Consider the following 17423-nt stretch of genomic DNA (forward strand, 5'->3'; position numbering starts at 1 on the left):
ATGGAGCTTTCTGTATTGAATATTAAAGGTGAGGATACAGGTAGAAAGGTGACACTTTCTGATGCTGTGTTTGGTGCTACACCAAACGAGCATGCAATGTATCTTGACGTGAAGCAGTACCTGGCTAATCAGAGACAGGGAACGCACAAGTCCAAAGAAAGAAACGAAGTTGCTGGATCTACCAAAAAGATCAAAAAGCAAAAAGGAACTGGTGGTGCTCGTGCAGGTAGCTTGAAAGCTCCTCTTTTTGTAGGTGGTGGTAGAGTATTTGGTCCAAAGCCAAGAAACTACAGCTTTAAACTGAACAAAAAGCTAAAAGAAGTAGCTCGTGTGTCTGCGCTTTCATTATTAGCAAAAGACAACAAGGTTTCTCTTTTAGAGTCTTTCACATTTGAAGCTCCTAAGACCAAAGAGTTCAAGAATATCCTAAGCAACCTGAAGGTGGAAGGCAAGACATTGCTCGTGTTACCTGCAGTTGATAAGAATGTTGTTCTTTCTGGCCGCAACCTGAACAAGGTGAAAATTTCTACAGCTAGCGATTTAAATACATACGATCTGTTGAATACGGACCGTGTGCTGCTGGTTGAAGATTCAGTTAACGTTATTGAAAACCTCCTAAGCGCATAATATATGATACTGAAAAAACCGCTTCTGACGGAAAAATTCGCTGCCATGAACGAGGTTGGAAAGTATGCTTTCGAGGTGAACATCAAAGCCAACAAAGTTGAAATCAAGAAGGCAGTTGAGAAACTTTATGGTGTTACTGTTGAAAAGGTAGCTACCATGAAAACGCAAGGCAAAGTTAAAAGCAAATACACCAAGTCTGGTGCTGTGACTGGCCGTACGTCTTCTAAGAAAAAAGCAATCGTTACCTTGAAAGAGGGCGAAGTGATAGACTTTTACAGCAGCATTTAATTAAATAACAATGGCTTTAAAGAAGTTAAGACCAACAACACCAGGTCAAAGATTCCGCGTAGCGCCGGCGTTCGATGAGATCACGACAGCTACTCCAGAGAAATCTTTGTTGGCACCGAGTAAAAAATCTGGTGGACGCAATAACTCAGGTAAAATGACTATGCGCTATTTGGGCGGTGGTCATAAGCAAAAGTACAGAGTGATAGACTTCAAGCGTACGAAGTACGGCGTACCGGCTACCGTGAAGACTATTGAGTACGATCCAAACAGAACAGCGCGCATCGCCCTGCTTTACTATGCAGATGGTGAGAAGAGCTATATCATTGCTCCATCTGGCATACAGGTAGGAACAGTGCTAGTTTCTGGTCCTGGTGTAGCTCCTGAAGTAGGCAACTGCCTGCCATTATCTGATATTCCACTAGGTACTATCGTGCATAACATCGAGTTGCAGCCTGGCCAAGGCGCTACTCTTGCAAGAAGTGCGGGTTCTTACGCACAGCTAGTAGCAAGAGAGTCTCGTTATGCAACAATTAAACTACCATCAGGTGAACTCAGAATGGTGCTGGTAAACTGCTTCGCAACTGTAGGTGCAGTTTCGAATTCAGACCATATGAACGTGAAGATTGGTAAAGCTGGTCGTAACAGATGGTTGGGTAAGCGTCCAAGAGTACGTGGTGTAGCGATGAACCCTGTCGATCACCCTATGGGTGGTGGTGAAGGTAAGTCTTCAGGTGGTCACCCACGTTCACGCAAAGGCTTACTGGCTAAAGGTCTGAAGACTCGCAGCAAGAAGAAGCATTCTGAGAAACTTATAGTTAATAGAGGAAAGAAATAGTAAATGGCTAGATCATTAAAAAAAGGGCCTTATATTGACTATAGGCTCGAGAAGAAAGTAGATGTGATGAACGAGTCTGGTAAGAAGAATGTTATCAAGACTTGGTCACGCAGATCCATGATTTCTCCGGATTTCGTTGGACATACATTTGCAGTTCATAACGGTAACAAGTTCATTCCAGTGTATGTGACTGAGAACATGGTGGGACACAAACTCGGTGAGTTTGCTCCAACTAGAAACTTCAGAGGTCACGTAGCTAAAAAAGATAAAGGTAAGCGATAATGGAAGCAGTAGCGAAACTAAAGAACGTGCCTACTTCTCCTCGCAAAATGCGATTAGTAGCAGGTTTGGTACGCGGTAAAAGCGTAAATAAAGCCCTCGGCTTATTGAAATTCGAGGCAAACTCAGGTGCTGCCAGAATCGAAAAACTTCTTTTATCTGCCTTGGCAAACTGGCAACAGAAGAACGAAGATTCCCGCATCGAGGATGCTAACCTCTTCATCAAAGAGATCTTTGTAGACGAAGGCAAAATGCTGAAGCGCCTTCGCCCGGCTCCACAGGGACGTGGATACCGCATCAGAAAAAGATCTAATCACGTGACGCTCGTGATTGACAGTATGACTGAAGAGCAACTCGAGCAACAGCAAACAAAGAAATCTAAAAAAGCCAATAAGTAAGAATATGGGACAGAAAGTAAATCCGATCGGTTTTCGCCTAGGAGTTATCAAAGGTTGGGATTCTAACTGGTATGGTGGCAAAGATTTCGCTGAGAAGCTGGTTGAAGACGAGAAAATCAGAAAATATATTTTAGCGCGTATCCCTAAAGGTGGCATTTCTAAAATAATTATTGAGAGAACCCTTAAGCGCATTACCATCACTGTTAACACAGCCCGTCCAGGTGTTGTAATCGGTAAAGGTGGACAGGAAGTAGATAAGATCAAGGAAGAGCTTAAGAAGCTTACTAACAAGGATGTTCAAATCAACATCTTTGAAATTAAGCGTCCAGAGCTTGATGCCAAACTGGTAGGCGAATCAATCGCTCAGCAGTTACAGGCGCGTATCTCTTTCCGTCGTGCTATGAAGCAGGCTATTGCTTCTGCGCTGCGTGTAGGTGCTGAAGGTATTAAGGTTCAGGTTTCAGGTCGTTTAGGCGGTGCTGAAATGGCCCGTACTGAGCACTACAAAGAAGGAAGAACTCCTCTGCACACACTTCGTGCTGATATCGACTATGCCCTGTCTGAAGCACAGACTGTGTATGGCAAACTTGGGATCAAAGTATGGATCTTCAAAGGTGAGGTTTACGGTAAGAAAGATCTTACTCCAAACGCCGGCCTTGAGACCAAAGGTGGCCCTGGTGCACAAAGTGGAAGTGGTGACAGAAGAAGCCGTGGTGGCGAGCGTGGCGACCGTAAGAAAACGGACGGAGCTGCTAAGCCACGTAAGCGTCGTCAATAATTGATTGATAACATTATTAAGTTTTAGAAAATGTTACAGCCTAAAAGGACTAAATATAGAAAAATGCAAAAAGGCCGCGTGAAAGGTCTGGCTCATAGAGGCAGTACTATTTCATTTGGTTCTTTTGCCATCAAATCTCTTGAAGCATCATGGATCACAAGCCGCCAGATTGAGGCTGCTCGTATCGCCATGACAAGAGCAATGAAACGTGAGGGTCAGGTATGGATTCGTATTTTCCCTGACAAACCAGTTACGAAGAAGCCTGCAGAGGTTCGTATGGGTAAGGGTAAAGGTTCTCCTGAGTATTGGGTAGCCGTTGTTAAGCCAGGTACCATCATGTTCGAATCTGATGGGGTGCCTCTGGATGTAGCTCAAGAGTCATTGAGACTTGCTGCTCAGAAGCTACCAGTTAAAACAAAGTTTGTAGTACGTAGAGATTACGTTGAGAAATAGTATATGAAAAATTCAGAGATTAAAGCTTTGTCTTTAGAAGAGCTGAAAGAGAAGCTTAATACGGAGCAAACAACCATGCAGAACCTACGTTTCGCACATGCTATCTCTCCGTTGGAAAATCCGATGAAAATCCGTGAGACGAAGAAATCTATCGCTCGTTTGAATACCGAGATTCGTCGCCGTGAAATTGAAGCTAACTCTTAATACTTAATAGAAATCATGGAAGAGAGAAATCTTAGAAAAGAAAGAAGTGGTAAGGTTGTTAGCAACAAGATGGACAAGTCTATCACTGTATTAGTGGAAAGCAGAATGAAACACCCGATCTACGGTAAGTTCGTTAGCAAGTCCACCAAATTCATGGCTCATGACGAGAAAAACGAGTGCAACATTGGAGACACTGTTCGCATTCAGGAAACACGTCCTCTAAGCAAGCACAAGAACTGGCGTTTAGTAGAAATTATAGAAAGGGCGAAATAAGATGATACAGCAGGAATCAAGATTGAACGTAGCCGACAACAGTGGAGCAAAAGAGGTTCTTTGCATCCGTGTTCTAGGTGGTACAGGAAAGAAATACGCTTCTATCGGTGATAGAATCGTTGTAACTGTAAAGTCAGCCCTTTCTTCTGGTAACGTTAAGAAGGGAACTGTTTCAAAGGCAGTTATTGTAAGAACAAAGAAAGAGATCAGAAGAAAAGACGGTTCTTATATCCGTTTCGACGACAACGCCGCTGTTCTTCTGAACGCTAACAACGAGCCACGTGGAACTCGTATTTTCGGACCAGTTGCGCGTGAGCTTCGTGAAAAGCAATTCATGAAAATTGTTTCGTTGGCACCTGAAGTTCTTTAATCATTAATTCAGACATCAAGATGAATAAGAAAAAACTTCATGTAAAAACTGGCGATACAGTAAAAGTGATTGCCGGTGACGACCGCGGAAAGACAGGCCGCATTACAGCTGTTAACATTGAGAAGCAAAGAGTAACTGTAGAGGGTATTAACATGGTGACGAAGCACGCTAAGCCAAGCGCCAAAAACCCTCAAGGTGGTATCTCTAAAATGGAAGCTCCTATTCATGCCAGCAACGTAGCTTTAGTAGATTCTAAATCAGGTGAAACTATTAAGGTTGGCAGAAGAAAAAACAGCGAAGGTAAAACAGAGCGTTATTCTAAAAAATCAGGAGAAGTAATCTAATATGGCAACTGCAAGATTTAAAGAAAAATATCAGAAGGAGGTAGTACCTGCTCTGAAAGAGAAGTTCCAGTACAAGAACGTGATGCAGGTGCCTAAGATCACGAAGATCTCTATCAACAAAGGTATCGGTGCTGCTGTAGCTGACAAGAAACTGGTTGACATTGGTGTAGAAGAGCTTACTATCATTTCTGGTCAGAAAGCTGTTGCTACAATCGCTAAGAAATCAGTATCGAACTTCAAACTTCGTGAAGGAATGCCAATCGGTGCTCGCGTGACACTGAGAGGTCAGCGCATGTACGAGTTCATGGATCGTCTTTTGACAATCGCGCTTCCACGTGTACGTGACTTCAGAGGTGTGAATGATAAAGGATTTGATGGTCGCGGTAATTATACACTTGGTGTAAAAGAGCAGATCATCTTCCCTGAGATCAGCATTGATAAAATTAAGGCCATTAGTGGTATGGATATCACCTTCGTAACAACTGCTCAGACAGATGAGGAGAGCTACGAATTGCTTAAAGCGTTTGGTATGCCTTTCACTAATATTAAGAAATAAGAAAAATGGCTAAAGAAGCAGTAAAAGCGAGAGAGCTTAAAAGACAGAAGTTAGTTGCTAAGTACGCTGCGAAGCGTGCTGAACTAAAAGCTAAAGGAGATTACGAAGGACTTGACAAGCTTCCTAAGAATTCATCTCCAGTAAGGTTACATAACCGTTGCAAGCTGTCTGGAAGACCACGTGGTTACATGAGAAAATTCGGTATCTCACGTGTAGTGTTCAGAGAACTGGCTGTTATGGGTAAAATTCCTGGTGTAACAAAATCGAGCTGGTAATTTTTTCTTAACATATTAAGAAAGACGAAAAGATATTCTTATCTTTGCCGCTCGCTTAGAAAAAGCGTTCAAGATTTAAGTGATTCATAATGAACTCAGATCCAATAGCAGATTATTTAACTAGAGTGCGTAATGCCATCAAGGCAAACCACAGAGTAGTTGAAATACCATCTAGCAATATCAAGAAAGAGATTACAAAAGTATTGTACGACAAAGGCTATATTCAAAGCTACAAATTTGATGATGCTTCAGTACAAGGTACTATCAAGATCGCTCTGAAATACAATCCTACCACTAAGCAATCTGCTATTGTGAAACTTGAGAGGATTAGTAAGCCAGGGCTTCGCAAGTATACCGGAAATGACAACTTGCCACGCGTTCTGAACGGGTTGGGTATTGCTATCCTGTCAACTTCCAAAGGTGTAATGACTGAAAAAGAGGCCAAGTCACTGAATGTAGGTGGTGAGGTATTGTGTTACGTTTACTAATAGGAGGATAGACAATGTCACGTATAGGAAAATTGCCAATCACCCTGCCAAATAACGTTGAGTTTGCTGTTGCAAAAGATAACGTTATTACTGTAAAAGGCCCTAAAGGCACGCTTACAACTCCGGTAGATAAAGACATGATTGTAAAGCAGGAAGATAACCAAATTTTGGTTGAGCGTCCAACTGAGCAAAAACGTCATAAAGCCATGCATGGTCTTTACCGTTCACTGATCAACAACATGGTTGTTGGTGTAAGTGAAGGTTATAAAGAGCAGCTTGAGTTAGTAGGTGTAGGTTACAAGGCCACCGTACAAGGTAACGTTATAGAGCTTGCTTTGGGATACTCCCACAATATCTTTATGGCTATGCCTGCAGAGGTAACAGCATCAGCTGTAACTGAAAAAGGTAAAGCACCTGTTATTACGCTTGAGAGCAATGACAAGCAACTGCTTGGTCAAGTAGCTGCTAAAATCAGAGCACTTCGCAAAGTTGAGCCTTACAAAGGTAAAGGTATTCGCTTCGTGGGTGAAGTTGTAAGAAGAAAAGCTGGTAAGACAGCATCTAAATAATCATCATCATGTCTGTTAATAAAGTATCAAGAAGACTTAGAATTAAGAGAAGTATCAGAAACAAGATTTCTGGTACTTCTGCCAGACCGAGATTATCTGTTTTTAGAAGCAACAAAGCTATCTATGCGCAGTTGATCGATGACACTACAGGAAAAACTTTGGCGGCTGCCTCTTCTACGAAGCTTGATGGTGTAACCAACGCTAATATTTCAGTGTCCAATCAGGTTGGAAAAGAAATAGGAGCAAAAGCTCTCGAGATGGGTATCTCTCAGGTGGTTTTCGACCGTTCTGGATACCTTTACCATGGTAACGTAAAATCATTGGCTGAAGGCGCTCGCGAGGCAGGCCTAAAATTCTAAGAATTATGTTGAAAAATAATATTCGTAGTGTAAAGGCTAGCGAGATCGAACTGAAAGAAAGAGTAGTAGCGATCAACCGTGTAGCCAAAGTTGTAAAAGGTGGTAGAAGATTTAGCTTTGCCGCCATCGTTGTTGTAGGCGATGGTAACGGTGTGGTTGGATACGGCCTTGGAAAAGCAAATGAAGTAACTGACGCTATTGCGAAAGGTATCGATGATGCTAAGAAAAACCTGGTGAAGGTTCCTCTTTATCATCACACTGTACCACATGCTATGGAAGGCAAGTACTCAGGAGGTTTTGTGCTCGTGAAGCCTGCTGCTCCTGGTACTGGTGTTATTGCCGGTGGTGCAATGCGTGCTGTGCTTGAAAGTGCTGGCATTAAGGACGTACTTTGTAAGTCTAAAGGTTCTTCTAACCCACACAACGTGGTAAAGGCAACTTTCGACGCGCTTGCAAAAATGCGTGATCCTTTGGCCGTAGCTCAGCAGCGTGGTGTTAATTTGCAGAAAGTATTTAACGGTTAATTGAGATGGCTAAAGTAACAATCACACAAGTTAAAAGCATTATTGACAGACCAAAAAACCAGAAGCTTACAATTAAAGCTTTAGGTCTTGGTAAGATCAATAAATCAGTAACTGTTGAGAAAACGCCTCAGATTGCTGGTATGATTAACAAGGTTCACAATTTAGTAGAAGTAAAGGACATTTAATATGTATTTGAATTCATTAAAACCTGCAGAAGGGTCTGTTAAGGCCAGAAAGAGAATAGGCAGAGGAACTGGCTCAGGTAGAGGTGGAACTTCTACAAGAGGTCACAAAGGTGCCAAGTCTCGTTCAGGCTACTCGCAGAAGTCTGGTTTCGAAGGCGGCCAGATGCCACTTCAGAGACGTGTTCCTAAGTTTGGTTTCAAAAACTTCAACCGAGTAGAGTATAAAGGAATTAATTTAGATGTTCTGGAGTCATTGGCTGCAGATACTAATGAAAAAGTTTTTAACTTTGATTTCTTCAAGGCGCATGGTCTTGTGTCCAAGAATGACAAAGTTAAGATCTTAGGTAGAGGAGAGATTACTAAAGCTGTAGAAGTACACGCTCATGCTTTTTCTCAGACTGCCATTTCATCCATCGAAAAAGCAGGCGGTAAAACAGTAGCCCTTTAATTTTTATGAAGAAGTTTATAACAACAATTAAGAACATTTTTGCTATTAATGATCTAAGGGTACGTATACTCAACACCTTAGGTTTTATAGCTATTTTCAGATTAGGTTCTTATGTTGTTTTGCCTGGTATAGATCCTAACCGACTAACGTCTAACACCGAAGGTATATTCGGTTTGTTAGATACATTCTTAGGTGGGGCATTTAGCAATGCTTCCATCTTTGCGTTAGGTATCATGCCATACATTTCGGCTTCTATCGTATTGCAGCTACTTACTATCGCTGTTCCTTATTTCCAAAAAATGCAGAAGGAGGGTGAGTCTGGTAGAAAGAAAATCAACCAAATCACCCGAGTTCTAACTATTATTATTACACTTGCTCAGGCGGTTGGCTTTGTAGCCACCATCAATAGTGAGGCCATTGTGGTTAATACAACGCTGTTTACAATCAGTTCAATGATTGTACTGACATCAGGCACCATCTTCTGTATGTGGCTTGGTGAAAGAATCACGGACAAGGGAATTGGTAACGGTATATCAATGCTTATCATGATTGGTATTATCTCCCGTTTCCCTGGAGCCATTGTTGCTGAAGCCTTGTCAAAAGAACTGAATGGTGCTTTGTTATTCATGTTTGAGCTGATTATTCTATTCTTCGTTGTAATGTCTGTTGTTATGTTAACGCAGGCTGTCAGAAGAATTCCGGTGCAGTATGCTAAGCAAGTAGGAGGCAGTTCCCTTTACAGTGGTCAACGTCAATTTATCCCGCTTAAGGTGAATGCTGCAGGTGTGATGCCAATCATTTTTGCTCAATCCCTTATGTTCCTGCCTTCTATGATTGCTTCAATCTGGGCGGACTCAAGCGAGACAGCGAGTTACATAGGTGCTACCTTTTCAGACTTTACGTCCTGGCAGTACAATGTGGTGTTTGGTCTAATGATCCTGATTTTTACTTATTTCTACACGGCAATCACAGTTAACCCAAATCAGATAGCTGATGATCTGAAGCGTAGTGGAGGTTTTGTGCCAGGTGTTAAGCCAGGTCGTGCGACATCTGAGTATATCGATAATATCCTTACAAAGATCACGCTTCCTGGTGCTATTTACCTGGCGCTCGTTGCAATTTTCCCTGCTATCGCTATGCTGTTCGGAGTAACTAGAGAGTTCGCTCAGTTCTATGGTGGTACATCCCTCATCATTATGGTGGGTGTGGTACTTGACACACTGAAGCAAATTGAAAGTTATTTATTAATGCGTCATTATGATGGCATGATGAAATCTGGAAAGCTAAGAGGCAGAACAGAGAATATTGCCATGGTATCCTAATAAATGGTTTTTTACAAGACTGAAGAAGAAATAGAGCTAATTCGCCAGAGTGCTTTAATATTAAGTAAAGCACATGGCGAAATAGCTCTTCTTATAAAAGAAGGGGTGTCCACCCTCACACTGGATAAAAGAGCTGAAGAGTACATAAGAGATCATGGCGCTGTCCCATCTTTTAAAAACTACAATGGCTTTCCTTTTAGCCTTTGTATCTCGGTAAATTCTACTGTAGTGCATGGGATGCCAAGCAATTACGTTTTGAACGATGGAGACGTAATTTCTGTTGATGGTGGAGTTTACTACAAAGGATTTCATAGTGACTGTGCCTATACCCATGCAGTTGGAAATATTTCGGGAGAAGTAGCTCAGCTGTTAGAGGTTACCAAAGAATCGCTTTACAAGGGAATTGAAAAAGCAGTTGTAGGTAACAGGCTTGGTGATATTAGCCATGCTATACAAACGCACGCAGAAGCTTCTAAGTATGGTGTGGTCCGAGAATTAGTAGGTCACGGCATTGGTCGTAATCTGCATGAATCTCCAGAAGTCCCTAACTACGGTAAACGTGGCCAGGGAATGAAGCTTCAGAATGGGTTAGTACTTGCGATTGAACCCATGGTGAATCTTGGAACAAGGTATATCATACAGGAGGAGGACGGCTGGACCATCCGTACCCGTGACAATAAACCTTCTGCACATTTTGAACACACAGTGGTTGTAAGAAATAACAAAGCAGAAGTATTAACAACTTTTGAATACATAGATAAAGCTAAACAACAATAAATGGCGAAGCAGTCCTCTATCGAGCAAGACGGTACTATCATCGAAGCATTATCAAATGCAATGTTCCGGGTAGAGTTAGAAAATGGTCATCAGGTAGTAGCGCATATCTCAGGTAAAATGAGAATGAATTACATTAAGATTTTACCAGGTGACCGCGTTAAGTTGGAGATGTCACCCTATGATTTAACTAAAGGAAGAATTGTTTATCGTTATAAATAACTACAATGAAAGTCAAAGCATCAGTAAAAAAGAGAAGTGTTGACTGTAAGATTATCCGTCGCAAGGGTAAGCTCTACGTTATCAACAAAAAGAATCCAAGATATAAACAAAGACAAGGATAATTATTAATTATGGCAAGAATAGCAGGAGTTGATATTCCGGACAACAAAAGAGGAGAGATCTCTTTGACTTACATTTTTGGTATAGGTCGTAATCTCTCTGTGCAAATCCTAAACAAAGCCGGGGTGGATCTTGACAAAAAGGTGAAAGACTGGACCGAAGATGAGGCTAATGAGATCAGAAATATCATTGCAGCTGAAATCAAAACCGAAGGTGTTCTGAGATCAGAAGTGCAATTGCATATTAAGCGTCTTCTTGATATTGGCTGCTACCGTGGTTTGAGACACCGTAAAGGTCTACCTGTACGTGGTCAGCGCACGAAAAATAACTCGCGCACAAGAAAGGGTAAGCGTAAGACAGTAGCAAACAAGAAGAAAGCTTCTAAATAATTTTTGATCATGGCTCAGAAAAGAAAAGACAAAGCTAAGAAGCGTGTTGTAGTTGTTGAATCAACAGGCCAGGTACACATCAAAGCTTCTTTCAACAATATCATTATCTCAGTAACCAATAACGCAGGACAAGTTATCTCTTGGGCTTCTGCTGGTAAAATGGGTTTTAAAGGTTCTAAAAAGAACACTCCTTACGCTGCACAAATGGCAGCTTCAGATTGCGCCAAGGTTGCTTATGACCTGGGTATGCGCAAAGCTGAGGTTTTCGTTAAAGGTCCTGGTGCAGGTAGAGAGTCCGCCATCCGTACTGTACAGAACACTGGCATTGAAGTAACAACTATTAAGGATGTTACGCCACTTCCTCACAACGGATGTCGTCCTCCTAAACGCAGAAGAGTTTAATTAGTAATTCAGATTAAATACAATGGCAAGATATACTGGTCCTAAAAGCAAAATCTCCAGAAAGTTTAACGAGGAGATTTTTGGCCCAAGCAAAGCATTAAAAAAGAAAAGCTATCCTCCAGGACAGCACGGTCGTGGTCGCCGTAAGAAGCAATCAGAATATGCGCTTCAGCTGACAGAAAAGCAAAAAGCAAAGTTCATCTACGGCATGCTGGAGAAGCAGTTTGCTAACCTGTTCGAAAAAGCTGCCCGTAAAGGCGGTGTAACTGGTGAGCAATTCCTGACCCTGCTGGAGTCTAGACTTGACAATACGGTTTACAGACTTGGCATCGCTCCTACAAGAAGAGCTGCCCGTCAGTTAGTACTGCACAAGCACATCACTGTTAATGGTGAGATTGTTAACATACCTTCGTATAGCTTAAAAGTTGGTGATACGGTAGCTGTTAGAGAGAAGTCTAAATCTCTAGAGGCAATTACTACTAGCCTGAGCGTTCGCAATGCGCGTGCTTTCAGCTGGTTAGAGTGGGATGGAGCTGAGATGGTTGGTAAATTTGTGTCTGCGCCACAGCGCGACCAGATCCCTGAGAAAATTCAGGAGCAGCTGATCGTCGAGTTCTACTCTAAGTAATCCGCTTAATCAAATTTTAACCTTTAACACTGCAAGTATGTCAATATTAGCATTTCAAATGCCAGAGAAAGTTGTGATGGAAAAAGCCGACGACTTTCATGGTCTATTTGAATTCAAGCCGCTTGAAAAAGGTTACGGAGTAACCATCGGTAATGCTCTGCGAAGAATTTTGCTTTCTTCTCTGGAAGGATACGCAATTACTAGCGTTCGCATACCTGGTGTACTGCATGAGTTCTCGTCTGTTGAAGGCGTAGTGGAGGATGTATCTGATATTATCCTCAACCTGAAAATGGTTCGCTTCAAGAAAATCAGTGAAGTGATCGATGATAAAATCACGGTATCTATTTCAGGTCAGGATAAGTTTTTAGCTGGCGACATCAGCAAATTTTCTACAAGCTTCGAGGTATTGAACCCTGAGCTGGTTATTTGCAACCTGGATAAGAACATGACACTGGAAGTTGAGCTGACTATTCAAAAAGGACGTGGCTACGTACCTGCTGAAGAAAACAAGCCAGCGGACCAGGTGTTTGGCCTTATTCCGATCGACGCCATCTTCACGCCTATCAAGAATGTTAAGTTCAGTGTAGAGAACACGCGTGTTGAGCAGAAGACTGACTATGAAAAGCTAGTGCTTGACATACAGACGGACGGTTCTATTCATCCGGAAGATGCCCTGAAAGGTGCTGCGAACATTTTGATCCAGCATTTCATGCTCTTCTCTGACAACACCATGACTTTTGAAACTGCCAAGCCTGAAGAGGAAGAAGCGGTAGACGAAGAATTGCTGCACATGCGCAAAGTACTGAAGACTTCACTTCAGGATATGGATCTCTCTGTTAGAGCTTACAACTGCTTGAAGGCTGCCGACATTAAAACGCTCGGTGACCTGGTGCAGCTTGACATCTCTGACATGATGAAGTTCCGTAACTTCGGTAAGAAGTCTTTGACAGAGCTTGAGAACCTAGTGCAAGAGAAAGGCCTGACTTTTGGCATGGACCTTTCTAAGTATAAATTAGAAGAAGATTAATCAATCTACGGCATAATTCCCGATCCCCGGGTGGGTTGATCGACGGTATGCACGTGCACAATTCAAAATAATGAGACACGGTAAAAAAGTAAATCACTTAGGAAGAACCGCTTCGCACCGCAAAGCAATGTTGTCTAACATGGCAGCTTCGCTTATCCTGCACAAGCGTCTTTCTACTACAGTAGCCAAAGCGAAAGCACTGCGCAAGTATGTGGAGCCTCTACTGACAAAATCTAAAAACGACACAACTCACTCCAGAAGAACTGTTTTTGCTTACCTGCAAGACAAGGAGTCTGTGAAAGAGCTATTTGACGAAGTATCTGTAAAGATCGCTAACAGACCTGGTGGTTACACTCGTATCCTGAAGACTGGTTACAGACTTGGTGACAACGCAGAAATGTGTGTGATCGAGCTTGTTGACTACAACGAGGATATGCTGACTACAACTGGTACTGCCGGTGGTGCTAAGAAAACTCGTCGTCGTTCTTCTTCTAAGAAAAAAGGTACGGAGTCTACTGAGGCTTCAACTCCTGTAACTCCAGAAGCAGAGGGCACTAAAGAAGAAACAAAAGATGCTGAATAAGCTTCATTTGTGAAATATTCTAAAGGGGCATGACGTAAGTCGTGTCCCTTTTTTATTATTGTATTAAATTTTCAAGATGAAGAAACACACAACTTCCGAAGCTATTCTTTTATTGCAAGATGGTACTGTATTCACAGGCAAAAGCCTGGGGCGCATTGGTACGAAAGGTGGTGAGTTATGCTTTAACACAGGTATGACGGGCTACCAGGAAATTTTTACCGATCCGTCTTACTATGGTCAGTTAGTTGTCACTACATTTTCTCACATAGGTAATTATGGTGTGCAGTCCGACGAGGTAGAGTCAGACAAAGTGCAGATCAATGGTCTCGTTTGTAAAGAATTCTCTCACTTCTTTTCCCGCAAGCAAGCAGAAGGTTCATTGCAGGACTATTTCGAAAAGGCAGGCGTAGTTGGTATCTGTGAGATTGATACGCGTGCCCTGGTACGACATATTCGTGATAAGGGTGCCATGAACGCCATTATATCGTCTGAAACTACAGATGTATCAGAGTTGAAGCGCAAACTGGCTGAGGTGCCTTCTATGGATGGGTTGGAGCTTTCGTCACATGTGAGCACGCGTGAGGAGTACCATATGCGACCTGCAGAGGTGAAGTACAAAGTCGCCGTGCTGGATCTTGGTGTGAAACGAAACAGTCTGAACAACCTGGTGGCGCGAGGCTGCGAAGTGAAGGTGTTCCCGTACGATACGCCATTTGAAGAAATGGAGAAATGGGGCCCGGACGGCTATTTTATTTCGAATGGCCCTGGCGACCCTGCCGTGATGACAACTCCTATCAACAGCGTTAAGCAGATACTGGATAATAGCAGACCGATGTTCGGTATTTGCATGGGGCATCAGATGCTGGCGCAGGCCAATGGCATTTCCACATACAAAATGCACAATGGGCACAGAGGCCTTAACCACCCCGTTAAAAACCTGATTACCGGGCTGAGTGAGATCACGTCACAAAACCATGGTTTTGTGGTGGATGCTGAGCAACTGAAGAATCACCCGGACGTAGAAGTGACGCACATCAACCTGAATGATAACACCGTGGAAGGTATACGCATGAAGTCGAAGCCGGCGTTCTCGGTACAGTATCACCCGGAGTCTTCTCCAGGCCCGCACGACTCAGTATACCTGTTCGACGATTTTATCGCCCTGTTAGAGCAAAACAAGTAAAACTATATAAAAACAAACCGATGAGCTTAATTACAGATATTAAAGCCCGCCAGATCTTTGATTCAAGAGGCAACCCGACAGTGGAAGTGGATGTGTTTACAGAGAACGGCGTTCTGGGCCGCGCTGCTGTTCCTTCTGGCGCTTCCACAGGTGTGCACGAAGCCGTAGAACTTCGTGACGGCGATAAAGGCAGATACATGGGCAAAGGTGTACAGCAGGCCGTTCAGAATGTAAATGAGAAAATAGCTGAAGAGCTTGTCGGATTTCCGGTGTTTGAGCAGAACCTGCTCGACAAGATCATGATCGAGCTGGATGGCACAGAGAACAAAGGCAACCTGGGCGCTAACGCTATCCTGGGTGTTTCTTTGGCGATCGCGCGTGCTGCTGCGCAGGAACTGGGTATGCCGCTGTACCGCTACGTGGGTGGCGTGAATGCCAACACACTGCCTGTGCCGATGATGAACATCCTGAACGGTGGCAGCCATGCGGATAATGCCATCGACTTCCAGGAGTTTATGATTATGCCTGTGGGTGCGCCTTCATTCTCGGAAGCGTTGCGTGTGGGCTCTGAGGTGTTCCATCACCTGAAGAATGTGCTGAAAAAGAAAGGTCTTTCTACGAACGTAGGCGACGAGGGCGGCTTTGCGCCGAACATTGCTTCTAACGTAGAGGCGATCGAGGTAGTACTGCAGGCCATCGAGGCAGCTGGCTACAAACCGGGCGACGACATGATGATTGCCATGGACGCGGCCAGCTCTGAGTTCTACGACAAGTCTACCGGTCTCTATACCTTCAAGAAGTCAACCGGCGACAAGCTGACCTCTTCTGAAATGGTGAGCTACTGGAAAGAGTGGACGGAGAAATACCCGATCGCGTCGATTGAAGACGGTATGGACGAGGACGACTGGAAAGGCTGGAAAGAGCTGACCGAGACGATCGGCCATAAAGTACAGCTGGTAGGAGACGACCTGTTCGTAACCAACGTAAACCGTCTGCAGCAAGGTATAGACCAAGGGGTGGGCAACGCTATCCTGATCAAAGTAAACCAGATCGGTACGCTAACCGAGACGATCAACGCGATTAACCTGGGCCTGCGCCACGGGTATAAGAGCGTGATGTCGCACCGCTCCGGCGAGACGGAAGACAACACGATCGCTGACCTGGCCGTGGCGCTTAACACAGGCCAGATCAAGACAGGTTCGGCTTCCCGCTCCGACCGCATGGCAAAGTACAACCAGTTGCTCCGCATTGAGGAGGAATTGGGTGAAGTGGCTTACTATCCTGGAAAGAAGTTCTAAGGAACATCCCGAAAATATTTTAGGCATAAGGCTGTGGGTTTATGACTCACAGCCTTATTTTTGTATAAAGCCCTCAGAATAATATCTATAGTTCACTATATATGCTTCAACGTATACCTAAATTCTTCCGCAGTTTCTATTTCATCACAGGTATGCTGTTCTTGGTGTGGATGTTATTTTTCGATTCCAACGACTTTATCACGCAGTACCGCATGAGCCAGGAGCTGCGGAATAAAGAGAAAGACAAAGAGTATTACCTGGAGAAGATGGCCGAGGTGCAGCAGGACCGCGAGGAGCTGATGGGCAACCCGGAGCTGCTCGAAAAATTTGCCCGCGAGAAATACCTTATGAAGCGGCCGGGCGAGGATGTGTTTATCGTTGTGCCGAAAAAGGAAAAGTAAGGTATAGGTCCGGCGACGGATGTGCAGAAAGCTGTTTGTCAAAACAGCTTTCTGCATTTATAGCCCTTGTGAGCCCGAAAGTCATAAATGTCGTAAGAATGACATAGGAAAACCGCAAGTCCGCATTGCTTTTTCACTGTAGTATTGGGAAACAAACCTAAAAACACCATGAAGCAGTTAGGAGACAAAATTCTCGAGATACGAAAGCGCAAAGGGCTGAGCCAGGAAGAGCTTTCAGAAATGGCAGGTATAAGCCTGCGTACCTTGCAACGGATCGAGAAAGGGGAGACTGAACCTCGCGGCTATACCTTGAAATCCATCTGCCAGGCACTGGGTGCAGACGTAGAGGAGGTATACGACTACGGCAAGGAGCCCGACAAAAGTGTGATGCTGTTGATGCATCTGTCGGTGCTGTCGTATCTGTTGATGCCACTTGGCAATCTCGTTTTCCCGCTTATAATCTGGATAACGCAAAGAAAGAAAGTGTTCCATGTACACGAACAGGGCATCAGACTGTTGAATTTTCAAATTACCTGGTCATTGGTCACTTATCCGCTGGTAATGCTTTTTGCTTGGATGAAGATCATGCACTATCCGGGCTCATGGTATGTGTTTGTTGCCTATCTTATCCTCTACTTCCTAAATGCCCTCTACGTCATCAGGGTGTGCTGGCTGGTCAGCAAAGACGCGTCGCACGATCCATATCCTGTTTCGTTCACCATCTTAAAGGTATAAGGCCGGCGTTCAGGTATAAACCGAGCTTATCCCCGCTGCTCCCCTTATTTTTTCGTAACTTTGCGTATAGCGCTGCCCAGGTATAG

32 protein-coding genes are annotated in these 17423 nt (G+C 43.7%); all 32 read left to right on the plus strand.

What is annotated here, in order from left to right; translation table 11 throughout:
• The 32 genes from rplD (at nt 1) to B0B12_RS12425 (ending at nt 17337) form a co-directional block, all read left to right on the plus strand.
• On the plus strand, nt 1-627 hold the full coding sequence (rplD, locus tag B0B12_RS12270; protein ID WP_076669258.1) for a 50S ribosomal protein L4: 627 nt from the start codon (nt 1-3) through the stop codon (nt 625-627).
• 3 nt (nt 628-630) lie between these two features.
• Nucleotides 631-915: a 50S ribosomal protein L23 gene (gene rplW / locus B0B12_RS12275; protein ID WP_007654304.1), complete on the plus strand. Its 285-nt coding sequence runs from the start codon at nt 631-633 to the stop codon at nt 913-915.
• Between the two features lie 10 nt (nt 916-925).
• Nucleotides 926-1750 carry a 50S ribosomal protein L2 gene (rplB, locus tag B0B12_RS12280; RefSeq protein ID WP_076669261.1) on the plus strand — a complete coding sequence of 275 codons (825 nt, stop codon included), beginning with the start codon at nt 926-928 and terminating at the stop codon, nt 1748-1750.
• A gap of 3 nt (nt 1751-1753) precedes the next feature.
• Nucleotides 1754-2032, plus strand: coding sequence for a 30S ribosomal protein S19 (gene rpsS, locus B0B12_RS12285; RefSeq protein ID WP_076669263.1), 279 nt, complete (start codon nt 1754-1756; stop codon nt 2030-2032).
• Nucleotides 2032-2427 (plus strand): 50S ribosomal protein L22, encoded by a 396-nt coding sequence (rplV, locus tag B0B12_RS12290; RefSeq protein ID WP_076669265.1) that lies wholly within the window; start codon nt 2032-2034, stop codon nt 2425-2427. Before rpsS ends, rplV begins: the two co-directional genes overlap by 1 nt.
• A gap of 4 nt (nt 2428-2431) precedes the next feature.
• Nucleotides 2432-3205, plus strand: coding sequence for a 30S ribosomal protein S3 (rpsC, locus tag B0B12_RS12295; protein WP_076669267.1), 774 nt, complete (start codon nt 2432-2434; stop codon nt 3203-3205).
• 30 nt (nt 3206-3235) lie between these two features.
• Nucleotides 3236-3658, plus strand: a complete 423-nt coding sequence (gene rplP / locus B0B12_RS12300; protein WP_076669269.1) for a 50S ribosomal protein L16 — start codon at nt 3236-3238, stop codon at nt 3656-3658.
• 3 nt (nt 3659-3661) lie between these two features.
• A complete protein-coding gene (gene rpmC / locus B0B12_RS12305; protein ID WP_076669271.1) occupies nt 3662-3862 on the plus strand; it encodes a 50S ribosomal protein L29 in 201 nt (66 codons plus the stop codon).
• 15 nt (nt 3863-3877) lie between these two features.
• A complete protein-coding gene (gene rpsQ / locus B0B12_RS12310; RefSeq protein ID WP_076669273.1) occupies nt 3878-4135 on the plus strand; it encodes a 30S ribosomal protein S17 in 258 nt (85 codons plus the stop codon).
• A 1-nt stretch (nt 4136) separates the two neighbouring features.
• Complete coding sequence (gene rplN, locus B0B12_RS12315; protein WP_076420876.1) at nt 4137-4505, plus strand: 50S ribosomal protein L14; 369 nt, start codon at nt 4137-4139, stop codon at nt 4503-4505.
• Nucleotides 4506-4525: 20 nt separating this feature from the next.
• On the plus strand, nt 4526-4849 hold the full coding sequence (rplX, locus tag B0B12_RS12320; protein ID WP_076669275.1) for a 50S ribosomal protein L24: 324 nt from the start codon (nt 4526-4528) through the stop codon (nt 4847-4849).
• Between the two features lies 1 nt (nt 4850).
• Nucleotides 4851-5405, plus strand: coding sequence for a 50S ribosomal protein L5 (gene rplE / locus B0B12_RS12325; protein WP_076669277.1), 555 nt, complete (start codon nt 4851-4853; stop codon nt 5403-5405).
• A gap of 5 nt (nt 5406-5410) precedes the next feature.
• Complete coding sequence (gene rpsN, locus B0B12_RS12330; RefSeq protein ID WP_007654283.1) at nt 5411-5680, plus strand: 30S ribosomal protein S14; 270 nt, start codon at nt 5411-5413, stop codon at nt 5678-5680.
• A gap of 89 nt (nt 5681-5769) precedes the next feature.
• On the plus strand, nt 5770-6168 hold the full coding sequence (gene rpsH, locus B0B12_RS12335; protein ID WP_076669279.1) for a 30S ribosomal protein S8: 399 nt from the start codon (nt 5770-5772) through the stop codon (nt 6166-6168).
• A gap of 14 nt (nt 6169-6182) precedes the next feature.
• Nucleotides 6183-6737 carry a 50S ribosomal protein L6 gene (rplF, locus tag B0B12_RS12340; RefSeq protein ID WP_076669282.1) on the plus strand — a complete coding sequence of 185 codons (555 nt, stop codon included), beginning with the start codon at nt 6183-6185 and terminating at the stop codon, nt 6735-6737.
• A gap of 8 nt (nt 6738-6745) precedes the next feature.
• Nucleotides 6746-7096: a 50S ribosomal protein L18 gene (gene rplR / locus B0B12_RS12345; RefSeq protein ID WP_076669284.1), complete on the plus strand. Its 351-nt coding sequence runs from the start codon at nt 6746-6748 to the stop codon at nt 7094-7096.
• Nucleotides 7097-7101: 5 nt separating this feature from the next.
• Entirely contained in the window at nt 7102-7620 is a 519-nt protein-coding gene (gene rpsE / locus B0B12_RS12350; RefSeq protein WP_076669286.1) for a 30S ribosomal protein S5, read from the plus strand.
• A 5-nt stretch (nt 7621-7625) separates the two neighbouring features.
• Nucleotides 7626-7805, plus strand: coding sequence for a 50S ribosomal protein L30 (gene rpmD, locus B0B12_RS12355; protein ID WP_076669288.1), 180 nt, complete (start codon nt 7626-7628; stop codon nt 7803-7805).
• A 1-nt stretch (nt 7806) separates the two neighbouring features.
• Nucleotides 7807-8253 carry a 50S ribosomal protein L15 gene (gene rplO / locus B0B12_RS12360; RefSeq protein ID WP_076669290.1) on the plus strand — a complete coding sequence of 149 codons (447 nt, stop codon included), beginning with the start codon at nt 7807-7809 and terminating at the stop codon, nt 8251-8253.
• Nucleotides 8254-8258: 5 nt separating this feature from the next.
• The gene (gene secY / locus B0B12_RS12365) at nt 8259-9575 is read left to right on the plus strand and encodes a preprotein translocase subunit SecY (RefSeq protein ID WP_076669291.1); all 1317 of its coding nucleotides are present in this window, start codon (nt 8259-8261) and stop codon (nt 9573-9575) included.
• A gap of 3 nt (nt 9576-9578) precedes the next feature.
• Complete coding sequence (gene map / locus B0B12_RS12370; protein ID WP_076669292.1) at nt 9579-10352, plus strand: type I methionyl aminopeptidase; 774 nt, start codon at nt 9579-9581, stop codon at nt 10350-10352.
• Entirely contained in the window at nt 10353-10571 is a 219-nt protein-coding gene (gene infA / locus B0B12_RS12375) for a translation initiation factor IF-1 (protein ID WP_018476861.1), read from the plus strand.
• A 5-nt stretch (nt 10572-10576) separates the two neighbouring features.
• Nucleotides 10577-10693, plus strand: a complete 117-nt coding sequence (rpmJ, locus tag B0B12_RS12380; RefSeq protein ID WP_045688470.1) for a 50S ribosomal protein L36 — start codon at nt 10577-10579, stop codon at nt 10691-10693.
• Between the two features lie 9 nt (nt 10694-10702).
• A complete protein-coding gene (gene rpsM / locus B0B12_RS12385) occupies nt 10703-11080 on the plus strand; it encodes a 30S ribosomal protein S13 (RefSeq protein ID WP_076669293.1) in 378 nt (125 codons plus the stop codon).
• Between the two features lie 9 nt (nt 11081-11089).
• The gene (gene rpsK, locus B0B12_RS12390; protein WP_018476863.1) at nt 11090-11482 is read left to right on the plus strand and encodes a 30S ribosomal protein S11; all 393 of its coding nucleotides are present in this window, start codon (nt 11090-11092) and stop codon (nt 11480-11482) included.
• Between the two features lie 22 nt (nt 11483-11504).
• Nucleotides 11505-12110, plus strand: a complete 606-nt coding sequence (gene rpsD / locus B0B12_RS12395) for a 30S ribosomal protein S4 (protein WP_076669294.1) — start codon at nt 11505-11507, stop codon at nt 12108-12110.
• A 37-nt stretch (nt 12111-12147) separates the two neighbouring features.
• Nucleotides 12148-13137 carry a DNA-directed RNA polymerase subunit alpha gene (locus B0B12_RS12400; RefSeq protein ID WP_076669296.1) on the plus strand — a complete coding sequence of 330 codons (990 nt, stop codon included), beginning with the start codon at nt 12148-12150 and terminating at the stop codon, nt 13135-13137.
• A 70-nt stretch (nt 13138-13207) separates the two neighbouring features.
• Complete coding sequence (rplQ, locus tag B0B12_RS12405; RefSeq protein WP_076669297.1) at nt 13208-13720, plus strand: 50S ribosomal protein L17; 513 nt, start codon at nt 13208-13210, stop codon at nt 13718-13720.
• Between the two features lie 76 nt (nt 13721-13796).
• Nucleotides 13797-14903: a glutamine-hydrolyzing carbamoyl-phosphate synthase small subunit gene (gene carA / locus B0B12_RS12410; RefSeq protein WP_076669298.1), complete on the plus strand. Its 1107-nt coding sequence runs from the start codon at nt 13797-13799 to the stop codon at nt 14901-14903.
• Nucleotides 14904-14923: 20 nt separating this feature from the next.
• Entirely contained in the window at nt 14924-16201 is a 1278-nt protein-coding gene (eno, locus tag B0B12_RS12415; protein ID WP_076669299.1) for a phosphopyruvate hydratase, read from the plus strand.
• 101 nt (nt 16202-16302) lie between these two features.
• Nucleotides 16303-16602 (plus strand): FtsB family cell division protein, encoded by a 300-nt coding sequence (locus B0B12_RS12420; protein ID WP_076669301.1) that lies wholly within the window; start codon nt 16303-16305, stop codon nt 16600-16602.
• A gap of 168 nt (nt 16603-16770) precedes the next feature.
• Nucleotides 16771-17337, plus strand: coding sequence for a helix-turn-helix domain-containing protein (locus tag B0B12_RS12425; protein WP_076669303.1), 567 nt, complete (start codon nt 16771-16773; stop codon nt 17335-17337).
• The last annotated feature ends 86 nt before the right edge of the window (nt 17338-17423 follow it).

The organism is Pontibacter indicus, assembly GCF_900156345.1.
Classification (GTDB): Bacteria; Bacteroidota; Bacteroidia; order Cytophagales; family Hymenobacteraceae; genus Pontibacter; species Pontibacter indicus.

Bases quoted from the DNA above. Each gene is read 5' to 3' on its own strand.
- rplD (WP_076669258.1), top strand. From the start codon at position 1: ATGGAGCTTTCTGTATTGAATATTAAAGGTGAGGATACAGGTAGAAAG.
- rplW (WP_007654304.1), top strand. From the start codon at position 631: ATGATACTGAAAAAACCGCTTCTGACGGAAAAATTCGCTGCCATGAAC.
- rplB (WP_076669261.1), top strand. From the start codon at position 926: ATGGCTTTAAAGAAGTTAAGACCAACAACACCAGGTCAAAGATTCCGC.
- rpsS (WP_076669263.1), top strand. From the start codon at position 1,754: ATGGCTAGATCATTAAAAAAAGGGCCTTATATTGACTATAGGCTCGAG.
- rplV (WP_076669265.1), top strand. From the start codon at position 2,032: ATGGAAGCAGTAGCGAAACTAAAGAACGTGCCTACTTCTCCTCGCAAA.
- rpsC (WP_076669267.1), top strand. From the start codon at position 2,432: ATGGGACAGAAAGTAAATCCGATCGGTTTTCGCCTAGGAGTTATCAAA.
- rplP (WP_076669269.1), top strand. From the start codon at position 3,236: ATGTTACAGCCTAAAAGGACTAAATATAGAAAAATGCAAAAAGGCCGC.
- rpmC (WP_076669271.1), top strand. From the start codon at position 3,662: ATGAAAAATTCAGAGATTAAAGCTTTGTCTTTAGAAGAGCTGAAAGAG.
- rpsQ (WP_076669273.1), top strand. From the start codon at position 3,878: ATGGAAGAGAGAAATCTTAGAAAAGAAAGAAGTGGTAAGGTTGTTAGC.
- rplN (WP_076420876.1), top strand. From the start codon at position 4,137: ATGATACAGCAGGAATCAAGATTGAACGTAGCCGACAACAGTGGAGCA.
- rplX (WP_076669275.1), top strand. From the start codon at position 4,526: ATGAATAAGAAAAAACTTCATGTAAAAACTGGCGATACAGTAAAAGTG.
- rplE (WP_076669277.1), top strand. From the start codon at position 4,851: ATGGCAACTGCAAGATTTAAAGAAAAATATCAGAAGGAGGTAGTACCT.
- rpsN (WP_007654283.1), top strand. From the start codon at position 5,411: ATGGCTAAAGAAGCAGTAAAAGCGAGAGAGCTTAAAAGACAGAAGTTA.
- rpsH (WP_076669279.1), top strand. From the start codon at position 5,770: ATGAACTCAGATCCAATAGCAGATTATTTAACTAGAGTGCGTAATGCC.
- rplF (WP_076669282.1), top strand. From the start codon at position 6,183: ATGTCACGTATAGGAAAATTGCCAATCACCCTGCCAAATAACGTTGAG.
- rplR (WP_076669284.1), top strand. From the start codon at position 6,746: ATGTCTGTTAATAAAGTATCAAGAAGACTTAGAATTAAGAGAAGTATC.
- rpsE (WP_076669286.1), top strand. From the start codon at position 7,102: ATGTTGAAAAATAATATTCGTAGTGTAAAGGCTAGCGAGATCGAACTG.
- rpmD (WP_076669288.1), top strand. From the start codon at position 7,626: ATGGCTAAAGTAACAATCACACAAGTTAAAAGCATTATTGACAGACCA.
- rplO (WP_076669290.1), top strand. From the start codon at position 7,807: ATGTATTTGAATTCATTAAAACCTGCAGAAGGGTCTGTTAAGGCCAGA.
- secY (WP_076669291.1), top strand. From the start codon at position 8,259: ATGAAGAAGTTTATAACAACAATTAAGAACATTTTTGCTATTAATGAT.
- map (WP_076669292.1), top strand. From the start codon at position 9,579: ATGGTTTTTTACAAGACTGAAGAAGAAATAGAGCTAATTCGCCAGAGT.
- infA (WP_018476861.1), top strand. From the start codon at position 10,353: ATGGCGAAGCAGTCCTCTATCGAGCAAGACGGTACTATCATCGAAGCA.
- rpmJ (WP_045688470.1), top strand. From the start codon at position 10,577: ATGAAAGTCAAAGCATCAGTAAAAAAGAGAAGTGTTGACTGTAAGATT.
- rpsM (WP_076669293.1), top strand. From the start codon at position 10,703: ATGGCAAGAATAGCAGGAGTTGATATTCCGGACAACAAAAGAGGAGAG.
- rpsK (WP_018476863.1), top strand. From the start codon at position 11,090: ATGGCTCAGAAAAGAAAAGACAAAGCTAAGAAGCGTGTTGTAGTTGTT.
- rpsD (WP_076669294.1), top strand. From the start codon at position 11,505: ATGGCAAGATATACTGGTCCTAAAAGCAAAATCTCCAGAAAGTTTAAC.
- B0B12_RS12400 (WP_076669296.1), top strand. From the start codon at position 12,148: ATGTCAATATTAGCATTTCAAATGCCAGAGAAAGTTGTGATGGAAAAA.
- rplQ (WP_076669297.1), top strand. From the start codon at position 13,208: ATGAGACACGGTAAAAAAGTAAATCACTTAGGAAGAACCGCTTCGCAC.
- carA (WP_076669298.1), top strand. From the start codon at position 13,797: ATGAAGAAACACACAACTTCCGAAGCTATTCTTTTATTGCAAGATGGT.
- eno (WP_076669299.1), top strand. From the start codon at position 14,924: ATGAGCTTAATTACAGATATTAAAGCCCGCCAGATCTTTGATTCAAGA.
- B0B12_RS12420 (WP_076669301.1), top strand. From the start codon at position 16,303: ATGCTTCAACGTATACCTAAATTCTTCCGCAGTTTCTATTTCATCACA.
- B0B12_RS12425 (WP_076669303.1), top strand. From the start codon at position 16,771: ATGAAGCAGTTAGGAGACAAAATTCTCGAGATACGAAAGCGCAAAGGG.